We start from the raw sequence: 18378 nt of genomic DNA on the forward strand, positions 1-18378 counted from the left end.
TCACGTTCCCCCCCCCCCCCGAGGTCCGCCTTCTCCTCCCTCAGGGGACCTGGGGAACTGCGCGAGAAGCGGCCACCGGCCGTCAGCCGACCGTCAACCCATCAAGGGGCGCGGGGAACTGCGCGACGACGTCACCGCAACCCGTGCTTCCGGGCAACCATCAACTCGGCAGCGCCCCGCGAAAGCACCCTGCGCAAAGCAAAGACAACCGGCGCATTGCTCCCCACCGCATAAAACGGCCGCACCCGCCCCGCCTCCACCACCGAAACGACCTTCGCGGCGACCGTCTCGGCCGAAATCCCGTTCGCCTCATTGCGATTGAGCGCGGCGAGCATGGTGTCGTAGGCCGTGCGGAACGGCGAGTCCGCCGCCACGTACTGGGTGCGCCGCTCGCTGATCCCGGTCGCGATCGACCCGGGTTCGACGGTCGTGACGCCGACCCCGTACGGCGCGTACTCCCGCCGCGCCGCAAGCGCGAACCCCTTGATCGCGGCCTTGGACGCCACGTACGACGACCGGTAGGCGAGCGGGAAGCTGGCCAGCATCGAGCCGACCATCACCACCCGCCCGCGCCCCCGCTCCCGCATCCCGGGCAGCAGAAGCTGACTGAGCCGCACGGCCCCGAACACGTTCAGCTGGAACAGCCGCCGCACCGCGTCCATGGGCAGCTCCTCGAAGGGGCCGCTCTGCGATTCACCGGCGTTGTTGACGAGGACGTCCACCGCGCCGGCGGCGGCCGCGCACGCCTCGATGCTCGCGTCGTCGGTGAGGTCGAGCCGAAGGTAAGTCACCCCGTCCAGCGGCGAGTCGACCTTCTCCGGGTTCCGGCTCGTGCCGTACACCCGGTACCCGCGGGCGACCAGCGCCGCCGCGACGGCCGCCCCGATCCCCGACGAGGCGCCCGTGACGAGCGCCGTCCGCGTCACGCGAGGCTCCTGGCGAGCGCCCGCCCGGCGGCCCGCCCGGAGAAGATGCAGCCGCCGAGGAAGGTGCCCTCGAGGGCGTTGTACCCGTGCACGCCGCCACCGCCGAACCCGGCGACCTCCCCGGCCGCGTACAGCCCCTCGAACACGGACCCGTCCCCGCGCACGACCTGCGAGTCGAGGTTCGTCTCCAGGCCGCCCAGCGTCTTGCGGGTCAGCACGTGCAGGCGTACGGCGATCAGCGGGCCCTGCGCCGGGTCGAGCAGCCGGTGCGGCTTGGCGACGCGGGTGATGCGGTCGGGCAGGTAGGAGCGGGCGTTGCGGACGGCCATGAGCTGGAGGTCCTTGCTGTACCCGTTCTCGATCTCGCGGTCGCGGGCCACGATCTCCCGCTCGACCTGCTCGTAGTCGACGGGGGTGTCCGGCGTCAGCTCGTTCATGCCCGCGACCAGGTCCTTCAGGGTGCGGCGGACGACGAAGTCCTCGCCCTTGTCGAGGAACGCCTGGACCGGACCCGGCGCCCCCTTCTTCACCCGCTGGAGGACCAGCTTCATGTCCTTGCCGGTGATGTCGGGGTTCTGCTCGCTGCCCGAGAGCGCGAACTCCTTCTCGACGATGGCCCGCGTGAGGACGAACCACGTGTGGTCGTGCCCGGAGGCGGTGATGTGCTTCAGCGTGGCGAGCGTGTCGTGCCCGGGGAACAGCGGCGCGGGCAGCCGCTTGCCGGTCGCGTCCAGCCACAGCGACGACGGGCCCGGAATGATCCGGATGCCGTGGCCGGGCCAGATCGGGTCCCAGTTCTTCAGGCCCTCCGTGTAGTGCCACATGCGGTCGCGGTTGACGACGGAGGCGCCGGCGTCCTCGGTGATGCCGATCATCCGTCCGTCGACGTACGCGGGCACGCCCGTCACCATCGACGCGGGCGCCGGGCCGACCCGGTCGGCCGGCCAGTTCTTGCGGACCAGGTCGTGGTTGCCGCCGATGCCGCCGGACGTGACGACGACCGCCTTCGCGCGCAGTTCGAAGTCGCCGACGGTCTCGCGGGACGAGGCGACGCCGCGCGGCTCGTCCGAGGGGGCGAGCAGCGAGCCCCGCACGCCGACGGCCGCGCCGTCCTCGATGATCAACTCGTCGACCTGGTGCCGGTATTCGAAGGTGACGAGGCCGCGCTCGGCGGCCTCCAGGACCGGCTCCCGGAAGACGCGGACCACCTCGGGGCCCGTGCCCCAGGTGAGGTGGAAGCGGGGCACGGAGTTGCCGTGCCCGGTCGCGGTGCCGGAGCCGCGCTCGGCCCAGCCGACGTTCGGGGTGACCTTCAGGCCGAGCCCGGCGAGATAGTCCCGCTTCTCGCCGGCCGCGAACCGCACATACGCCTCGGCCCACTTGCGCGGCCAGTGGTCCTCGGTCTCCCGGTCGAAGCCGGCCGACCCCAGCCAGTCGGCGAGGGCCAGCTCGTAGGAGTCCTTGATGCCCATGCGCCGCTGCTCGGGGCTGTCGACGAGGAACAGGCCGCCGAGCGACCAGAACGCCTGGCCGCCCAGGTTGGCGGCGTTCTCCTGGTCGACGAGCACGACGCGCTTGCCCGCGCGGGTCAGTTCGTAGGTGGCGACGAGCCCGGCGAGCCCGGCTCCCACGACGATGACATCGGCGACATCGGCGTTGGTGTCACTCATGCGCTCTCCAAGGGGGTGCTGTAGGCGGTCAGTACGTTCATGAACAGGGCGTGCCTGCGATCCCGTACGGCATCGTCGTCGGGTTGCAGCAGCACCTGCACGGCGGTCCCGTCGTGCACGGCGACCAGCGCGTCGCCCAGGGCCCGCCGGTCGGTGACCCGCCGCCCCAGCCGTTCGAGCGCGGCCACGAGCACCGGCAGCACGGCCTCCCGGATGGCCTCCTCGCGGGCGGCCATCACCCGCCGCAGACCGGGATTGCGCAGGGCGTGCGCCGTGAACTCGGCGGTGATCCGGTACCAGGCGTCGTCCACGGGAGTCGCCTCGACGGCCGCGCGCACGGCCGCCTCCGGGTCGTCCGGGTCGAGTCCGGCGAGCGCGGCCCGCACGTCGTCGAGCATCCGCGCCGACCGCTCCTCCCACAGGGCAAGGAACAGCTCGTCGAGGGAGGAGAAGTTCGAGTAGAAGGCGCCGCGCGTGAACCCGGCGCGCTCACAGACCTGTTCGACGGTGGAGCGGCCGAAGCCCTCCGCGGCGAACACCTCGAACGCGGCCGCCAGCAGCCGCTGCCGTGTGCGCGCACGCCGCTTCGTCACTGTGCCGGGCACGGTCACCTCGCTCGGGGCGCTCGGGCCTCGAAAGGTGACCCGAAAACAAAATGGATACAGGAACGTATTCGATACGTTCCTGTATCCACAAGGGTCCGACGAGGGGCGGGTGAGGGTCGGGCAGGGGTCAGGCGAAGATCTCCACGAACGACCAGACGGCGAGTCCGAGCATGCAGACGCCGCCCACGCGCTGCACCGTCTTCAGCGGCACCCGCTTGGCGATGAAGCGGCCCGCGATCAGCGCGAGACCGGAGACCGAGATCAGCGCGATGAAGGAACCGATGGCGGTCGACCACGTGCCGTTCGTGGCGGCGAGGTTGGCGGTGGTGATCTGGGTCAGGTCGCCCCACTCGCCGATGAACACGGCCATGAAGGCGGTGCCGAACACCGGCCAGAACCCGGTGACGGTCTTCGGGCCCGACTCGTCCTCGCCGTCCTCGTCGTCCCCGCCGCGCAGCAGCATGAAGGCGCCGAACAGGAACATCAGACCGGAGACCAGCTTCACGATCCAGCCCGGGAGCAGGCCGAGCAGCGAACCGGCGCCGACCGCGATGGCGACGTGCACGGCGAACGCCGCGGAGGTGCCGAACCACACGTAGATCGGCTTCATCCGGGTGCCCATGGCCAGCGAGGCGAACATGGTCTTGTCGGGAAGCTCGGCGAGGAAGATCAGTCCGAAGGCGGTGATGATCGCCACGGGATCGAGATGCATCGGGGGTCTCTCTGTACGAGCCGCAACCGGACCGCGAACCCACCCGCTGCGGGGGACCACTCGACCCGGCGACGGCGTAAACGGATTCGGATACGCGTCAGCCTGATCGAAGGTCTCGCCCACCCGGCCGTGTCGGCGCGGGCCCGGCCACCGGGAACCCGGGGGTTCCAGTGTGTCGACGACCGGTTCGCGGGGCTACTCCCCTTCGCTTGCTCCCACCAGGGTACATGCGGCCGCGAGGCCCCGCAGTGCCCCGGATCACGTCGGGGCCGCCCGGCAGCCCGCCCGATAAAGGGAACTGGTATTCGCACTTTCGGTCTAGGATCACCGCGATCGGCCAGGGGGGCCGGATCTTTCAGGGGTTTTGGGGGGACGCCGATGGGTGTCATCGCAGGTGCTGTCGTGGTGGTGCTGGTCCTGGTGGCCGGGTGGTGGTTCGTACGGACCTACAACCGGCTCGTCCGGCTGCGCAACCAGACACAGGCGTCGTGGGCGCAGATCGATGTGCAGCTGAAGCGGCGGCACGAGCTGATCCCGAATCTCGTCGAGGGCGCGCGCGGTTACGCCGCCCATGAGAAGGGCACCTTCGAGGCGGTCACCGCCGCGCGCGGGGCGGCCGTGGTCGGCGGACTCGGAGTCGGGGACCGGGCGGCCGCCGAGGAGACGCTGACCGCGACGCTCGGCAAGCTCTTCGCGCTCGGCGAGAGCTACCCGGAGCTGAAGGCGGACCAGCATTTCGCCACCGTGCAGGCCGAGTTGAGGTCGGCGGAGGACAAGATCGCGTACGCGCGGCAGTTCTACAACAGCGCCGTGCAGAGCTACCACACGGCCCTGGAGAGCTTCCCGGGCAACGTCGTGTCGGGCTTCGGCGGCGGGCACGCGCGCCGTGAGTACTTCGAGGCCCCGGGCGCGCCGCAGGACGTGGTCCAGGTGCGCTTCTGATGAGTCACATGGAACAGCTCTACTGGGGCGGCGCCGGCCTGTTCGCGCTCTGGCTCGTCCTCTTCGGCCTCGCGCTGCTCGCGACCCGCAACGGCACGGTCGTCCCGGGCCCCGCGACCCAGGAGTTCGGGCCCGACCCCGAGCCGCCGGCCGTGGTCAGCTTCCTCGGCAACAACTGGCGCGGCGTCGGGTCCGCCGCCGCGGCCACCCTGCTCGACCTGGCCGCCCGCGGCCTCATCGAGCTGCGCCAGCCCGCCGACGACCCGGCGGCCGGCACCGTGCACGTCACCGAGGAGGGCCGGGCCGCACAGGACCTGCCGTCCTACGAGCGGCGCGTGCTGGAGCGCGTGATCAGCCGCACCACCGAGGGCGGCGCTCCCATCGGGGCGATCGCCTTCCGCGAGGCCAAGCGCGCCGCCGCCTTCAACGCGGAACTGAAGAAGGACATCATCGCCGAGGCCCAGGTGCGCGGCCTGTCCCGCTCCCGGTTCCCGTCGTGGCTCGCCGCCGCCCTGATGCTGCTCGCCTGCGCGCCCGGCGTCCTGTTCGCGTTGGCCGCGCTGATGGGCCACCACGGCGTCCGGGCCGCGTTGGTCGTCGGCGTGTTCCCGGCCTCCGCGCTGTTCTGGCTGCTCGCCAAGGCGCTGGGCGAGCGCGCGACCCCGCTCGGCCTGGAGCGCGCCGGACACTGGGCCGGACTGCGCGCCTGGCTGACCGCGCACGAGGACTTCGCCCGGCTGCCCCCGGCGGCCGTGACCGTCTGGGACCGCTATCTCGCCTACGGGACCGCGCTCGGCGTCACCAGCCTCGCCGGCCGCCTCCTCGGCTTCGACGCCGGCGACCGGCGCCGCGTCTGGTCGTCGTACGGCGGCACCTGGCGCCCGGTGCGGATCCGCTACCCGCGGCTGCGCCCCGGCTTCGGCGCCTCGACGGGCCGCCTCCTCCAGCTGGCGGCCGCCGCGGCCGTGGTCGCCGCGGCTCTGGTGGCCTTCGGAGTGCTGCGTCAGCCCGACTGGACGATCGCGGCCGACGCGCACGACGGCGGCACCCTGCGCCGCCCCGGCCTGATCCTCAGCGCCGGCTGGGTGGTCAGCCTGCTGCTCGGCGTCATCGTGGCCGGGAAGTTCCGGCGCTGGACGCTGTTCCTGGCGTTCCTGGCGACGATGCCCGGCAACTTCGCGAGCGGCACCCACGGCTGGTTCCACGACGTGGCGGCCCAGGACGGCCCGGCCGGCGTCGAGTGGGCGGCGATCGTGATCTTCGCCGCGCTGGCCGGGTATCTGCTGGTGCTGGCCTGCCTGGAACGGCGTGCGCCCGACACGATCTCCGGCGAGGTGCTGCGGGTGGAGTGGCGCAAGGACAAGAAGGCGGCGCGTTTCCTGGCCCTGGACGAGGGCGGCACGGACCTGACCACGGCCTGGGCGCTGCCCGCCGCCTCCCGTGGCATCGCGACCGGCGCCCAGGTCCGCCTCACGGTCTCCAAGGGCACCCGCACCATCCGCTCCGCGGAACTGATCCGGGCCGCGCGGTGGGAGGGCGACTGGGCCGAGGCCCCGGCGCCGGCCCGGGCCGACCCGTAGGAAGGCGCCTTTTCGAAACGCCCGGCAGGGCCCGCGGATCAGCCGTGGGCCCTGCCGCCACGGGGGCGGTCGGCGAGCAGGGCCGCCCCGACCGAGGCGAGCACCGCGAGGAGCGCGCAGCCCGCGACGACCGCGGCGACCGTCGCCCACGGCAGGCTGATGCCGAGGGGTCCGGCGATCTGCGCCAGGGAGACCCACAGGCCCGCCAGACCGATCGCCGCCGTCCCTCCCGCCAGCACGGTGCCGATCCCCACGACCAGCAGCGCCTCCGCCGCGACGAACCGCAGGACCTGGGCCCGCCGGGCGCCGAGCAGCCGCAGCGCCCGCCGCTCGGGCGCCCGGTCGGCCGCCGCCATCAGCACCGTGTTGACCAGGGCGATCGTGGTAAACGCCAGGACGATGGCGAGGACCACCAGCAGGCCGATACGGCTGGCCGACCGCACGTCCGCGCCGCTGTCGGCGGCCCACGCGGCCCGGGTCACGACGTGCGCGTTGTGACCGGCCGTGGCCTTGCGCAGGGCGGCCTCGACACCGTCGGGGGACGCCCCGGCGCGCAGCTTCACGTAGGCGACCGACGGCAGTGCCGAGAAGGCGTGCGCCCGTGTCGTGTAGGCGTCGGCGGGGGAGTCCACGGAGAGGAGGCCGACCACGGTGAGCGTGGTCCTGCTGCCGTCGGCCCGCCACACCGGCACCCGGTCGCCGAGACCTCTGCCCCAGGTGGGGGCGACCACAATGCCGTGATCGTCGAGATCCCCGAACGAGCCTGATGTCAGGGGGACTTCGACCGAGGCGGGGAGCGTCTTCGGGTCGACGGCCTCGACCGGGCGCGGGATGAGCACGGTGTCGCCCTCCAGGGTGCAGAGGCTGGTCCGTGCCGCGGTGGCGACCTCGACGTCCGGCAACTTCCGCAGATGGGAGACGAGTTGGCGGTCGAGTCCGGAGCCCGCGTCGGGGAGCACCAGGTAGTCCGCGCGTACGGGTCCGGTCCGCATCGCCGCCTTCGCGCTGTCGCCCGTCGCGGCCCCGCCGAGCAGCGCGGCGGCCAGCCCGACCGTGACAAGGACCGGCGCGGCCGTCATGGCGGTCTGCCGGGCCGAGGCGAGCACGGAGGCGGACACCAGGGTGCCGGTCGCGCCGCGCAGGCGTTCCAGCGGCGCGGCGAGCAGCCGGGTGACCGGGCGCACGGCGACGGGGGCGAGCAGTCCGGCGGCGGCGACGAGCAGCATGACGACGGGCATCGCCGACTTGTTGTTGGCGGCCGATGCGGGGTCGCCGACCGCCGTCACCCCCATGCACACCAGCGCCGTGCCGAGCGTCCCCACGCCCAGCACCCAGCGCACCGGCGTCATCGCCCGGGACTCGACGGCGGCCTCGCGCAGGGCCTCCGCCGCGGCCACCCGCCCGGCCCGCCGCGCCGCGGCCGCCGCCCCGAGCAGCGCGACCAGCACACCGGTGGGGAACGCGACGAGCGAGGGGACGACGGAGTCGCTCGGCACCGTCCACGCGGGCGCCGTCCCGAGCCCGATCAGCCGGTCCAGGACGGGCCGGGTGGCGAGCGGTCCGGCCGACGCGCCGAGCGCGGAGGCGACCACCGCGAGGCACCACGCCTCGGCGTGCACCATCCGCCGCACCTGACGCCGGGTCGCCCCGACGGTCCGCAGCAGCGCGAACTCGCGACGGCGCTGCGAGACGGCGAACGCGAAGGTGGACGACACCACGAACACGGCGACGAACGCGGCGAACCCGCCCGCGATCGAGACGACGGTGATCGCGTTGTTCCGGGCCCGGTCGTCCTCGGTGCGGGTGGGATCGGGGAGGGCGCGGTCCTGGCCCGTGAGGATGCGAGGGGCGGCGCTGCCCTGGTCACCGACAACAGCCCGCACCCTCGCGACCGGCTCCCAGAGCGCGAGCGCGTCGATCCGCGGCGAGAGCGCCGCGGCGCGGGCGTCGCTGAAGAACACCGTGCCCTGCGGCCCCGCCGTGGTCACGCCCGCCACGGTGTACGTCCTGGCGCCGTCGGCCGTGACGACCAGGACCCGGTCGCCGACCGCCGCACGGGCGCCGGGCGCGCGGGCCGACGTACTCACCGCGATCTCGCCGTCGCCCGCGGGGGCGCGGCCCTCGGTGATGCGCTGGGGCGCGGTGCGGGCGGCCGACCAGGGCCGGCCGACGGCGGGCGGGCCCCCGGCGAGGCGGGCCGGGAAGACCCGGTCCACGACCGCGCCGGGGAACCGGGCGGCGAGGCCGGCGGGCAGCCCGCGCGGCTCCGCGAGCGGGGCGCCGGTCGCGCCCTGTCGGCCCTGCACGGTGATCCGGCCGTCGGGGACGACGACGACCGGCGCGGCCGCGTACCGCTGCGGCCCGCGGTCGGGGGTGGCGATGGCGCTCGCCAGGACCTGCCCCATCGCGGCGATCAGCGCCGTACCGAGGAAGAGCGCGGCGAAGCTGCCCAGGAAGGAGACCCAGCGGGTGCGCAGTGTGCTCAGGGCGAGGGTCAGCACGACGCCTCAAGGAGCAGCATCCGGGCGACGACGGAGTCGGGGTCGGGGTCGGTGAGTTCGTCGCGGACCTGTCCGTCGGCGAGGAAGAGGACCCGGTCGGCGCAGGCCGCCGCGGCCGGATCGTGGGTGACCATGACGAGGGTCTGCGCATGCCGGTCGACCACGGTCCGCAGCAGCCGCAGCACCTCGCGGCCGGTGCTCGCGTCCAGGGCGCCGGTCGGCTCGTCCGCGAACAGCACGGCCGGCCGCGTCACCAGCGCCCGCGCGATGGCGACGCGCTGCTGCTGGCCGCCGGAGAGCTGGGCCGGGCGGTGCCCGGCCCGGTCGGTGAGCCCCACCGCCGCGAGCCCCTGCCGGATCGCGTCGCGGTCGGGCCGCCGCCCGGCCAGCCGCAGCGGCAGCGCGACGTTCTGCTCGGCGGTCAGCGACGGCACCAGGTTGAACGCCTGGAAGACGAACCCGATCCGGTCCCGCCGCAGCTCCGTCAGCCTCCGGTCGGACAGCCGCGCCAGGTCCTGCCCGGCGACGACGACCCGCCCCGAGGTGGGCCGCTCCAGCCCGGCGGCGCACTGCAACAGCGTCGACTTGCCCGAACCGGACGGGCCCATGACGGCGGTGAACGTGCCGTGGCCGAAGCGGGCCGTCACCTCGTCGAGCGCGGTGACCGCGCCGTCGCCGTTCGGATAACTCCTGCTCACCGACTCCAACACCACTGATGTGTCAAGGCTGTTGACGGTTCTCACCGCGATGCACGTCCGTCCTGGTCGTCCCGCCGAGGAGGCTGTCCCCGCCGTGGGGTGCCGTGATCGGGACGCTACGAGCGCGGGCCCGCCGCCGGTACCGGACAGATGACTAGGATCGCCCCGGACGGCGGGGGCAGAGGGTTCAACGGGGGTTGGGCGCATGGCGGTTACGGGTGGCACCGCACTCCAGGGGCGGGCGGTGGAGCAGGCGGCGCTCGACGCGCTGCTCGCCGACGCGGCCGCCGGACGCAGCGGCGTCCTCGTCGTCCGGGGCGAGCCCGGCATCGGCAAGACCGCGCTCCTGGAGTACGCCGGTGAGCAGGCGCGGCGCACCCACGGCACGGCCGTCGTCACGACCACCGGCATCGAGACCGAGGCCGAGATCCCGTTCGCCTCGCTCCACCTGCTCCTGCACCCCGTGCTCGACCGCGTCGACTCCCTGCCCGGGCCGCAGGCGGCCGCCCTCAAGGCCGCGTTCGGCACCGGCCCCGGCAGCACCGACGACCAGCTCATGGTGGGTCTGGCCGTGCTGTCCCTGCTGTCGGAACTGGCCGCCGACGCACCCTTGTTGTGCCTGGTCGACGACGCGCACTGGCTCGACCACGCCTCCGCCCGCGCCCTGCTCTTCGCCGCGCGCCGCCTCCAGGCCGAGGGCATCGCCCTGGTCCTCGGCGCCCGCGACGGCTTCGACCCGACGGGTCTGCCCGAACTGCGCCTGACCGGCCTCGATCCCGACAGCAGCGCCCGGCTCCTCGCCGAGCGGTCACCACGGCTCGGCCCGCCGCTGCGCCGCCGGATCATGGAGGAGAGCGCGGGCAACCCCCTCGCCCTGCTCGAACTGGCGCGCACCGGCGACGCGTACGGCCTGGAGCCGCTGCCGTTGCCGCGCCGCATCCAGGAGGCGTACGGCGCCCGGATCGCGGACCTGCCCGCCGCCGCGCGCACCGCCCTGCTCGTCGCGGCGGCCGAGGACGGCGGCGACCTCGACGCGATCCTGCGCGCCACCGTCCAACTGGGCGCGGAATCAGGTGCGTTGGGCGAGGCCGAGCGGGCCGGCCTGGTCCGGGTCGCCGCCGGGCGGGTGTCGTTCGTCCATCCGCTGATGCGCGGCGCCGTGTTCCGCGCCGACTCCTACGAGGCGCGGCTCGCCGCCCACCGCGCACTCGCCGACGTCCTGCGGCACCGGCCGGACCGGCGGGCCTGGCACCTGGCCGCCGCCGCGACCGGCCCCGACGAGGAGGCGGCGGCCGCCCTGGAACAGGCCGCGGGCCGGGCCCGGGAGCGCCACGGCCACGCGGGCACCGCCGCCGCCCTGGAACGCTCCGCCGCGCTGACCGGCGACCCCGCCCTGCGCGCCCGCCGCCTTGCCGCCGCGGCCCGGGCCGCCGCCGACGCGGGACTGACCGCCCGCGCCAAGTCCCTCGCCGAGTCCGCCGAACGCGACAGCACTGATCCGCGTACACGCGCCGCGCTCCAGGCCCTGCGCGCCCGCACCGCCTTCGACGACGGGGACCCGGGCACCGCGCACGCCCTGCTCCTCGGCGCCGCGGACACGGTGCTGAAAGCTTGTGAAGAGGGCACCGGCGAGGTGCGGGTGGCGGCGGGCATGATGCTCGTGGACGCGGCCCGCGACGCCTGGCAGCTCGGCGACACCGGCCGCCTGCGCGAGGCCGCCGACCGCCTCGCGGCGCTGCGGCTGCGCCCCGAGGACGGCCTGGACCCGGCCGTGGCGGCGGTGACCGGGGCGGCCGTGTTCCTGGAGCGCGGGCCCGCGTACGCCCTGCCGACGATGCGCACGCTGGTCGCCGACGGCCGCCGCAACCGGTCCGGCGCACCGGCCCTGCGCATCAACGCCGCCTTCGTCGCGGGCCTGGTCGGCGACTTCGACGCCGGACGCGAGATCTCCGCCGCCGTCGCCGCCGACTGCCGGGCCCGCGGCGACCTCGGCTGGCTGCCGCTGGCCCATCTGACGCTGGCAGCCTCCGAGTTGTACCTCGGCCGCTTCCGCGACGCGGAGGCGACGGCGGTCGAGGGCCTGCAAGCCGCCGCCGACACCGGCCAGCCCAACCGGGCCGGCTACCTCCAGGGGATGCTCGCCTGGATCCTGGCCGTACGCGGCGACGAGGCCCGTTCGGCGGAGCTGGCGGCCCGCTGCCACGACCATTTCGACGCCACCGGGATCGCCAACAGCCTGGCGTGGGCGGAGTGGGCGCTGGCCCTCGGCGACCTCGGGCAGGGCCGGTTCGCCAAGGCCCTGGAACGCCTGGACGCCGTGACCACGGGCCCGGCCGGCCGCCAGATCCAGAGCGTGTACTCCGCCCCGGACCGCATCGAGGCGTCCGCCCGGCTCGGCCTGCCCGCCGACGAACCGCTCGCCCGATTCACGGAGTGGTCCGACGCGTCCGGCCTCGCCTGGGCCGACGCGGTGCTGCACCGCTGCCGCGCCCTCCTGGAACCCGACTGGGCCACCGCCCACGACCTGTTCGGCACGGCCGTCCGCCGGCACGCGGAGAGCGGCCGCCCCTGGGAGGCGGCCAGAACCCGCCTCCTCTTCGGCGAACGCCTGCGCCGGGAACGCCACAAGACGGACGCCCGCCTCCACCTGACCGCCGCGCTGGACACCTTCGGACGTCTGGGCGCGACCCCTTGGGCGGACCGCGCCCGGGCGGAACTGAGAGCGGCCGGCGCGAGGGCCCCCTGACCGCCCGCACCGCGAACACCCTCGCCCGCCTCTCCCCGCAGGAACTCCAGATCGTCCGCCTCGCGGCGACGGGCATGACCAATCGCGAGATAGCGGCCCAGCTCTTCCTGAGCCCCAAAACGATCAGCTACCACCTCTACCGCGCCTTCCCGAAGCTGAACGTCAGCAGCCGGTCTCAGCTGGCGGGGCTCGACCTGACGGACTGAGCCCCCGACGGACCCGACGGACCCGAAGGCCCGCGCTGAGTGGCGTACGGCAGGAGCCCCATCTCGCGGGCGTTCTTGACGGCGGCGGCGATCTGACGCTGCTGCTGCGCGGTGACACGGGTGACGCGACGGCTACGGATCTTGCCCCGGTCGGAGATGAACTTCCGGAGCAGGCCGGTGTCCTTGTAGTCGATGTACGTGATGCCGGCGGCGAGGAGCGGATTGGAGCGGGGCTTCGGGGGCTTGCGGGTGGTGGCGGTCCGTCGGGACATGGGGCTTCCTTTGGCTGGGGTCGTCGGTGCGCGGTACTGGCTGTCAGGCGTCGAGAAAGGGCGCGAAGGATGCGGGGAGGCGCCGCCATTCCTCCTGCCCGGCGGCGTACTCGGAGTCGGTGAGCAGGCAGGAGTCGAGGAGCCGCTCGATGCCGGTGCGGTCGAGTCCGGGGGAGGTGAAGACGAGGTGCTGGCAGCGGTCCCCGTGCTCGGGATGCCAGTCGAGGGCGGCGGCCGCGCGCCGTACAGGGGGCATCAACTCCCAGCCCGCGTCGGGCAGTGAGGCGAGCCACGGCCCGGCGCTCTCCACGCACAGCGCTCCGCCCGCGCAGTCCCAGGCGAGGAGGCTGTCGGGCCGGTCGGCGAGCCAGAACCGCCCCCGGCTGCGGGCGGCGGCGCAGCAGAGGTCTTCGAGCGCCTGGAAGAGCCGCTCGGGGTGGAACGGCCGGGTGTGGTGCCACACGAACGTGGTCACTCCCGCGTCGTCCGCCTCCTGGGGCAGCAGCGCGCAGGCGGGATGCTGCTTCGTGGCGGCCGCTTCCACGTCGAACCCGGCGAAGGCCAGCTCCGCGAGTTCGCCCGACGCCGCGTCGACCCGGTGGGCGGTGGGGTGGAGCTGGGTGAGCAGGGCGTGATCCTGCTCGTCCGCCTCCGGGTCGTCGACCAGGGCGAGCACGGGCGCGTACTCCATCTGACGGGCCCAGGTGTCGGCGACCGTGCGCTGGTCCGTCGCGGCGGCGGCGAGTCCGGCCTCGGCGAGGTCGTCGCCGTTGCCGAGGTAGGGCAGGACGAGGGCCGGGGAGACCGCGGTGATCACGTTGGTGAGGACCAGTTCGTCGCCGCTGTGGGCCGTGACGACCTCGGCCATGGCCTTCGGCTCGACGGAGTCCCACAACTCGACGATCGCGAGCCGCGTCAGACCGTCTCCGGCCAGCCGGTCCAGCTCCGGCACGAGGTCCTCGCGCAGGGCGCAGCAGGCGCAGTCGTTGACGAGGGGTGCGTCGCCGGCGGCCAGGACACCGGAGGCGTCGCGGACGACGCGGCGCACGGTTCCTTCCGCCGCTGTGGCGAGGTCGTGATGCAGGGCGACGCTCCCGGGGACCGCCGTCAGCAGCCGCTCGACGACGGTACGGCGGGCGTCGGCGTGCAGTCCGCCGACGATGACGACCGGCAGTGGTTCGTTGCGAGACATACGAGGCATGGGGCTACTATATGGGAATGGTTTCCATTATCAATAAGGCCGCGATGCGAGAGAGGCAGGTCACTCCATGTCCGCCCACTGCCAACTGACCGGCGCCCGCCCGGGATTCGGCAACACGATCTCCCACTCCCACCGCCGCACCTCCCGCCGCTTCGACCCGAACATCCAGCGCAAGCGCTACTGGCTCGCGGGCGAAGGGCGTTACGTACGCCTGACGTTGAGCGCCCGCGCCATCAAGACCGTCGACGTGATCGGCGTAGAAGCGGCCGTCGCCCGCATCCGCGCCCGGGGAGGAAAGGTCTGATGGCCAAACAGAGCAAGATCGCGAAGAACGAGCACCGCAAGTCCGTCGTCGCCCGGTACGCGTCCCGCCGCGCGGAGCTGAAGGAGATCATCCGCCGCCCGACCTCGACCCCCGCCGAACGCGCGGCGGCCCAGACGGAATTGACCCGCCAGCCGCGCGACGCGAGCCCCACCCGAGTCCGCAACCGCGACAGCGTGGACGGCCGCCCCCGAGGCCACCTGCGCAAGTTCGGCCTGTCCCGGGTCCGCGTGCGGGAGCAGGCGCATGCGGGGTTCTTGCCGGGGATCACCAAGTCGTCCTGGTAGGGCGGGACTTGTCGCGGGGATGCGGACAGGTGCACGGAAACAGCTCAGGCACCTGCCGGAGAGGGCAGGTGCCTGAGCTGCTGTTCTGACTGCCGGGGCGACGGGATGCGGCTCCCGACCGGCTCCCCGTGCCTGTCCGTGGGTCAGGCGGCGGCAGGGGCGCCGAGCATCGCGGAAGCCTGCTGCAACGGGCTGAGGACACGCGTGGGCGCCGCGACGGGGAGAGCGCTGCGGCAGGTGAAGCCGAGTCGGCTCATGGCCCGCAGGACTTCGCCGGCGCTGAAGTCGCGGCGGTCCTGGCGCGTGATGACCTGCCCGACCTGCTTGATCGGGTAGGTGCGGCGGCCGATGATCACGGACTCGCCGGTGACCTGTTCAGGCTTGATGCCCTTCATGGACTCCAGGACACCGCTCTTGGTGAGGTCGAACGGGAAGCGGGCGATGACACAGCGCATGAAGCCTCACAGGGAGAAGAGGAGGGACGGTTCTGCCGCGATGAGACGGTTCAGCAAGCACGAGCAGGGGTGAGGATGCCCCGGGCGCCGCCCCGGCTGTCGAGGATGTCGCGCAGTTGGAACCGGTCCGTGTACGTGGAGCTGTCACGGACGACGGTGAGCTGGGCCTTCGTGACCAGTCCGGTACGCAGACCGTCGTCGTCACAGACCAGGAGGTGCTCGGTGCGGGCGCCGGCCATGACGGCCAGGGCCACCTCGACGGTCATGTCGTCGCCGACCCGCGGACCTGCCGTGTCCACGGCGGCGGCCGCCGGGCGGAATTGCATCTGAACCAGCGTCAAGACATGCCTCCTGCAGAGGTGGAGAAGCTTCAGGGCCATGGAGGTTCTAGGCTGCCGCGCCGAAGGAGGAGTGCCGCCCGGCAGCCCGCCGGGCCGCCGAGGCGGAGCTGCGCCGGCCGCGGGAGGCCCCGCCGCGGCTGCGCTCACGTCGCTCGGCCACCGGCGCGGTGATCGTGACGGGGACACCGGAGGGGGCCTGGGCGCCGGTGATCCGGCGGAGTGCCTCTTCGCCGGAGCGGACCGGAGTGGTCCGGGGGGCGATGCCGGCGGCTGCCATGAGGCGGGTCATGTCGCGGCGCTGGTTGGGGGTGACCAGCGTGACGACCCTGCCGGACTCGCCGGCCCGCGCGGTGCGGCCGCCGCGGTGGAGGTAGTCCTTGTGGTCGGTGGGCGGGTCGACGTTCACGACGAGGTCGAGGTTGTCGACGTGGATGCCGCGTGCCGCGACGTTCGTCGCGACGAGCACGGTGACGTGCCCGGTCTTGAACTGGGTCAGGGTCCGGGTGCGCTGGGGCTGCGACTTCCCGCCGTGCAGCGCGGCGGCCCGCACGCCGCTGTTCAGCAGATCCTGCGTCAGCCGGTCGACGGCGTGCTTGGTGTCCAGGAACATGATCACCCGGCCGTCGCGTGCGGCGATCTCGGTCGTCGTCCGGTGCTTGTCGGCTCCGTGGACGTGCAGGACGTGGTGCTCCATCGTGCTGACCGCGCCCGCCGACGGGTCGACGGAGTGGACGACCGGGTCGGTGAGGTAGCGACGGACCAGGAGGTCGACGTTGCGGTCGAGGGTGGCGGAGAACAGCATCCGCTGGCCCTCGGGGCGTACCTGGTCCAGGAGCGCGGTGACCTGGGGCATGAAGCCCATGTCGGCCATCTGGTCGGCCTCGTCCAGGACGGTGATCGCGACCTCGTTCAGCCGGCAGTCGCCCCGGTCGATGAGGTCCTTGAGGCGGCCGGGCGTCGCGACGACGACTTCGGCGCCCGCCCGCAGTGCGCTGGACTGCCTGCGGATCGGCATTCCGCCGACGACGGTGGCCAGGCGCAGCTTCACCGAGCGGGCGTACGGGGTGAGAGCGTCGGTCACCTGCTGGGCCAGCTCACGCGTGGGTACGAGGATCAGCGCCAGCGGGCGGCAGGGCTCGGCACGCTGTCCGGCGGTGCGCGCCAGCAGGGCCAGGCCGAAGGCGAGGGTCTTGCCCGAGCCCGTGCGCCCACGGCCGAGTACGTCCCGGCCCGCGAGGGTGTTGGGCAGGGTCGCGCCCTGGATCGGGAACGGGACGCGCATGCCCTGCGCGGTGAGCGAGGCGAGCAACTGCTCGGGGAGACCGAGGTCGGCGAACGCCTCGACGGCGGGCAGCGCGGGAGTGATCGTCTTGGGCAGGGCGAACTCGCCCGAGGCGGCCGCGGGCCTTCGGCGGCTCGGGCCGCCGGAGCGGCTGGGGGCGCCGGAGCGGCTGGGGGCGGACGAGCGGTTGGTGGCGGGCGAGCCGAAGCGGTTGCCGCGCTGCGCACCGGCGCCGGAGCCGGCGGCGGGACCACCGGTGCGGCTGCGGCGGGGGGAGCGGCTGTTCGTACGTGCGGGGTTCATACAGAACCTTCCTTGATGCGGCACGCATCAAGGAATTCTCGCAGCAGAGAAACAGTGCGGAGAATCCAAGAACGGGCCGGAAGAAATGCGAAAGCCAAAGTGGCCTGCAATGCGGCGGATGTGGCGGATTCACATACAGGCGAGGAATCCACCGGGGAATGTCCGCAGCTGGGGCCCGCACCCCGAGGGATGCGGGCCCCAGCTGCGAAGTGTGCGTCGGCGTCAGGCGGGAATGATGTTCTCGGCCGTCGGGCCCTTCTGGCCCTGCGCGATGTCGAAGGTGACCTTCTGGCCCTCGGCCAGCTCACGGAAGCCTTGGGCGGCGATGTTCGAGAAGTGGGCGAACACGTCGGCGCCGCCACCGTCCTGCTCGATGAAGCCGAAGCCCTTGGCCGCGTTGAACCACTTCACAGTGCCGGATGCCATGTCATATCTCCTTGTGGGGCAGTACGCCGGTACCCGCGATCGACGGATACCGGGTCGCCGCGATGATGCCCCGACCGGAGAATGACCGGAAATACAAAACGCTCTCCGCTGCTCAAAAATCGCAGACGCGAGCGTTGAAGTTTTGGGAACCACAACTGCAACTAAGAACGACAGTAGCATGTGGTAGTGGCCTGTGCGTGGTAAATGATTCCGATCTGTTCGCCGCGGTAAACACACTGTTCGCGCGGCTCGTTAAACTCTCATGCCGCGGTCATAGATATTGGGGCACCGCAAAATGCGGTGTTCCGGAAGGGCGATCGCTTTTTTCTGGCTCGCCGGGCGCCACTATTGCCCCGGCGCAGAACGGCGGCCGCGCAGCGCTGCTGCTGCGCGGCCCTGACGCGGCTGCCCCGGGTCCCACCGTCATCAGCCTGAGCCGGAGCCCGCGGTGGTCGGCTTCTCCGCCTCGGCCGCGCGGCGGTATTCGGCGTTGATGCGCTGAGCCTCTTCGAGCTGGTCCTCGAGGATCACGATGCGGCAGGCGGCCTCGATGGGGGTGCCCTGGTCGACGAGTTCGCGGGCACGGGCGGCGATCCGCAGCTGGTAGCGCGAGTAGCGGCGGTGTCCGCCGTCGGAGCGCAGCGGGGTGATGAGGCGGGCTTCTCCGATGGCGCGGAGGAAGCCCTGCGTGGTGCCGAGCATCGCGGCGGCCCGGCCCATCGTGTAGGCGGGGTAGTCGTCGTCATCAAGACGGCTGAACGAGTCGTCTGCTGTCATTTGCACCTCTCTGTGGAACGCGTCGAGGGGCCCGGGTGGCAACTGGTACCCCGGCCCCCAAAGAAACTTTTTCCCCCCCCTCCCGCCCCTCCGCCTCCCCCGTCCCTTTTTTTCTCCCACCCGAAC

Annotated in this window: 18 protein-coding genes and 1 pseudogene; 6 read left to right on the plus strand and 13 right to left on the minus strand. The window is 73.0% G+C overall.

Annotated features, from left to right (window positions below):
• Positions 1-131: 131 nt before the first annotated feature.
• From ACFVDP_RS27935 to ACFVDP_RS27950, 4 genes are all read right to left on the minus strand, one after another.
• On the minus strand, positions 132-926 hold the full coding sequence (locus tag ACFVDP_RS27935; protein WP_383495246.1) for an SDR family oxidoreductase: 795 nt from the start codon (positions 924-926) through the stop codon (positions 132-134).
• Positions 923-2596, minus strand: coding sequence for an FAD-binding dehydrogenase (locus ACFVDP_RS27940; RefSeq protein ID WP_383495249.1), 1674 nt, complete (start codon positions 2594-2596; stop codon positions 923-925). The genes ACFVDP_RS27935 and ACFVDP_RS27940 overlap by 4 nt, the downstream gene beginning before the upstream one ends.
• Positions 2593-3201, minus strand: a complete 609-nt coding sequence (locus ACFVDP_RS27945) for a TetR/AcrR family transcriptional regulator (RefSeq protein ID WP_383495252.1) — start codon at positions 3199-3201, stop codon at positions 2593-2595. The genes ACFVDP_RS27940 and ACFVDP_RS27945 overlap by 4 nt, the downstream gene beginning before the upstream one ends.
• Positions 3202-3328: 127 nt before the next feature.
• Positions 3329-3913 carry a TMEM165/GDT1 family protein gene (locus ACFVDP_RS27950; RefSeq protein WP_383495254.1) on the minus strand — a complete coding sequence of 195 codons (585 nt, stop codon included), beginning with the start codon at positions 3911-3913 and terminating at the stop codon, positions 3329-3331.
• 378 nt (positions 3914-4291) lie between these two features.
• Between ACFVDP_RS27950 and ACFVDP_RS27955 the strand changes: the two genes are divergently transcribed.
• Together ACFVDP_RS27955 and ACFVDP_RS27960 are read left to right on the plus strand one after the other, a co-directional pair.
• Positions 4292-4855 carry a LemA family protein gene (locus ACFVDP_RS27955; protein WP_383495257.1) on the plus strand — a complete coding sequence of 188 codons (564 nt, stop codon included), beginning with the start codon at positions 4292-4294 and terminating at the stop codon, positions 4853-4855.
• Positions 4855-6435 carry a DUF2207 family protein gene (locus tag ACFVDP_RS27960; protein ID WP_383495260.1) on the plus strand — a complete coding sequence of 527 codons (1581 nt, stop codon included), beginning with the start codon at positions 4855-4857 and terminating at the stop codon, positions 6433-6435. The genes ACFVDP_RS27955 and ACFVDP_RS27960 overlap by 1 nt, the downstream gene beginning before the upstream one ends.
• 38 nt (positions 6436-6473) lie before the next feature.
• Here the strand turns inward: ACFVDP_RS27960 and ACFVDP_RS27965 are convergent, their stop codons facing one another.
• Positions 6474-8936: an FtsX-like permease family protein gene (locus tag ACFVDP_RS27965; protein ID WP_383495263.1), complete on the minus strand. Its 2463-nt coding sequence runs from the start codon at positions 8934-8936 to the stop codon at positions 6474-6476.
• Positions 8930-9634: an ABC transporter ATP-binding protein gene (locus tag ACFVDP_RS27970; RefSeq protein ID WP_383495266.1), complete on the minus strand. Its 705-nt coding sequence runs from the start codon at positions 9632-9634 to the stop codon at positions 8930-8932. Before ACFVDP_RS27970 ends, ACFVDP_RS27965 begins: the two co-directional genes overlap by 7 nt.
• A 205-nt stretch (positions 9635-9839) precedes the next feature.
• On the opposite strand from ACFVDP_RS27970, the gene ACFVDP_RS27975 reads away from it, so the two are divergent.
• Together ACFVDP_RS27975 and ACFVDP_RS27980 are read left to right on the plus strand one after the other, a co-directional pair.
• Positions 9840-12380 (plus strand): AAA family ATPase, encoded by a 2541-nt coding sequence (locus ACFVDP_RS27975; RefSeq protein ID WP_383495269.1) that lies wholly within the window; start codon positions 9840-9842, stop codon positions 12378-12380.
• Positions 12326-12586, plus strand: coding sequence for a helix-turn-helix transcriptional regulator (locus ACFVDP_RS27980; RefSeq protein WP_383495272.1), 261 nt, complete (start codon positions 12326-12328; stop codon positions 12584-12586). The genes ACFVDP_RS27975 and ACFVDP_RS27980 overlap by 55 nt, the downstream gene beginning before the upstream one ends.
• Here ACFVDP_RS27980 and rpsR read toward each other — a convergent pair.
• Together rpsR and ACFVDP_RS27990 are read right to left on the minus strand one after the other, a co-directional pair.
• Positions 12556-12858, minus strand: a complete 303-nt coding sequence (gene rpsR / locus ACFVDP_RS27985) for a 30S ribosomal protein S18 (protein ID WP_383495274.1) — start codon at positions 12856-12858, stop codon at positions 12556-12558. The genes ACFVDP_RS27980 and rpsR overlap by 31 nt on opposite strands.
• Positions 12859-12901: 43 nt before the next feature.
• A complete protein-coding gene (locus ACFVDP_RS27990) occupies positions 12902-14050 on the minus strand; it encodes a CobW family GTP-binding protein (protein WP_383495732.1) in 1149 nt (382 codons plus the stop codon).
• 76 nt (positions 14051-14126) lie between these two features.
• Between ACFVDP_RS27990 and rpmB the strand changes: the two genes are divergently transcribed.
• Together rpmB and rpsN are read left to right on the plus strand one after the other, a co-directional pair.
• Positions 14127-14363 carry a 50S ribosomal protein L28 gene (gene rpmB / locus ACFVDP_RS27995; RefSeq protein WP_383495276.1) on the plus strand — a complete coding sequence of 79 codons (237 nt, stop codon included), beginning with the start codon at positions 14127-14129 and terminating at the stop codon, positions 14361-14363.
• Positions 14363-14668, plus strand: coding sequence for a 30S ribosomal protein S14 (gene rpsN / locus ACFVDP_RS28000; RefSeq protein ID WP_383495279.1), 306 nt, complete (start codon positions 14363-14365; stop codon positions 14666-14668). The genes rpmB and rpsN overlap by 1 nt, the downstream gene beginning before the upstream one ends.
• 143 nt (positions 14669-14811) lie before the next feature.
• On the opposite strand, the gene ACFVDP_RS28005 is transcribed toward rpsN, so the two are convergent.
• From ACFVDP_RS28005 to ACFVDP_RS28025, 5 genes and pseudogenes are all read right to left on the minus strand, one after another.
• Positions 14812-15123 carry an SCO5918 family protein gene (locus ACFVDP_RS28005; protein ID WP_383495281.1) on the minus strand — a complete coding sequence of 104 codons (312 nt, stop codon included), beginning with the start codon at positions 15121-15123 and terminating at the stop codon, positions 14812-14814.
• Between the two features lie 89 nt (positions 15124-15212).
• Positions 15213-15464, minus strand: a pseudogene (locus tag ACFVDP_RS28010) (hypothetical protein); the annotation flags it as partial.
• A 46-nt stretch (positions 15465-15510) separates the two neighbouring features.
• On the minus strand, positions 15511-17049 hold the full coding sequence (locus tag ACFVDP_RS28015) for a DEAD/DEAH box helicase (protein WP_383495284.1): 1539 nt from the start codon (positions 17047-17049) through the stop codon (positions 15511-15513).
• A gap of 222 nt (positions 17050-17271) precedes the next feature.
• Positions 17272-17475 (minus strand): cold-shock protein, encoded by a 204-nt coding sequence (locus ACFVDP_RS28020; protein ID WP_383495287.1) that lies wholly within the window; start codon positions 17473-17475, stop codon positions 17272-17274.
• 426 nt (positions 17476-17901) lie between these two features.
• Positions 17902-18252, minus strand: a complete 351-nt coding sequence (locus tag ACFVDP_RS28025; RefSeq protein WP_383495291.1) for a MerR family transcriptional regulator — start codon at positions 18250-18252, stop codon at positions 17902-17904.
• Positions 18253-18378 lie beyond the last annotated feature (126 nt).

It is taken from the genome of Streptomyces sp. NPDC057694 (assembly GCF_042799415.1).
Lineage (GTDB): Bacteria > Actinomycetota > Actinomycetes > Streptomycetales > Streptomycetaceae > Streptomyces.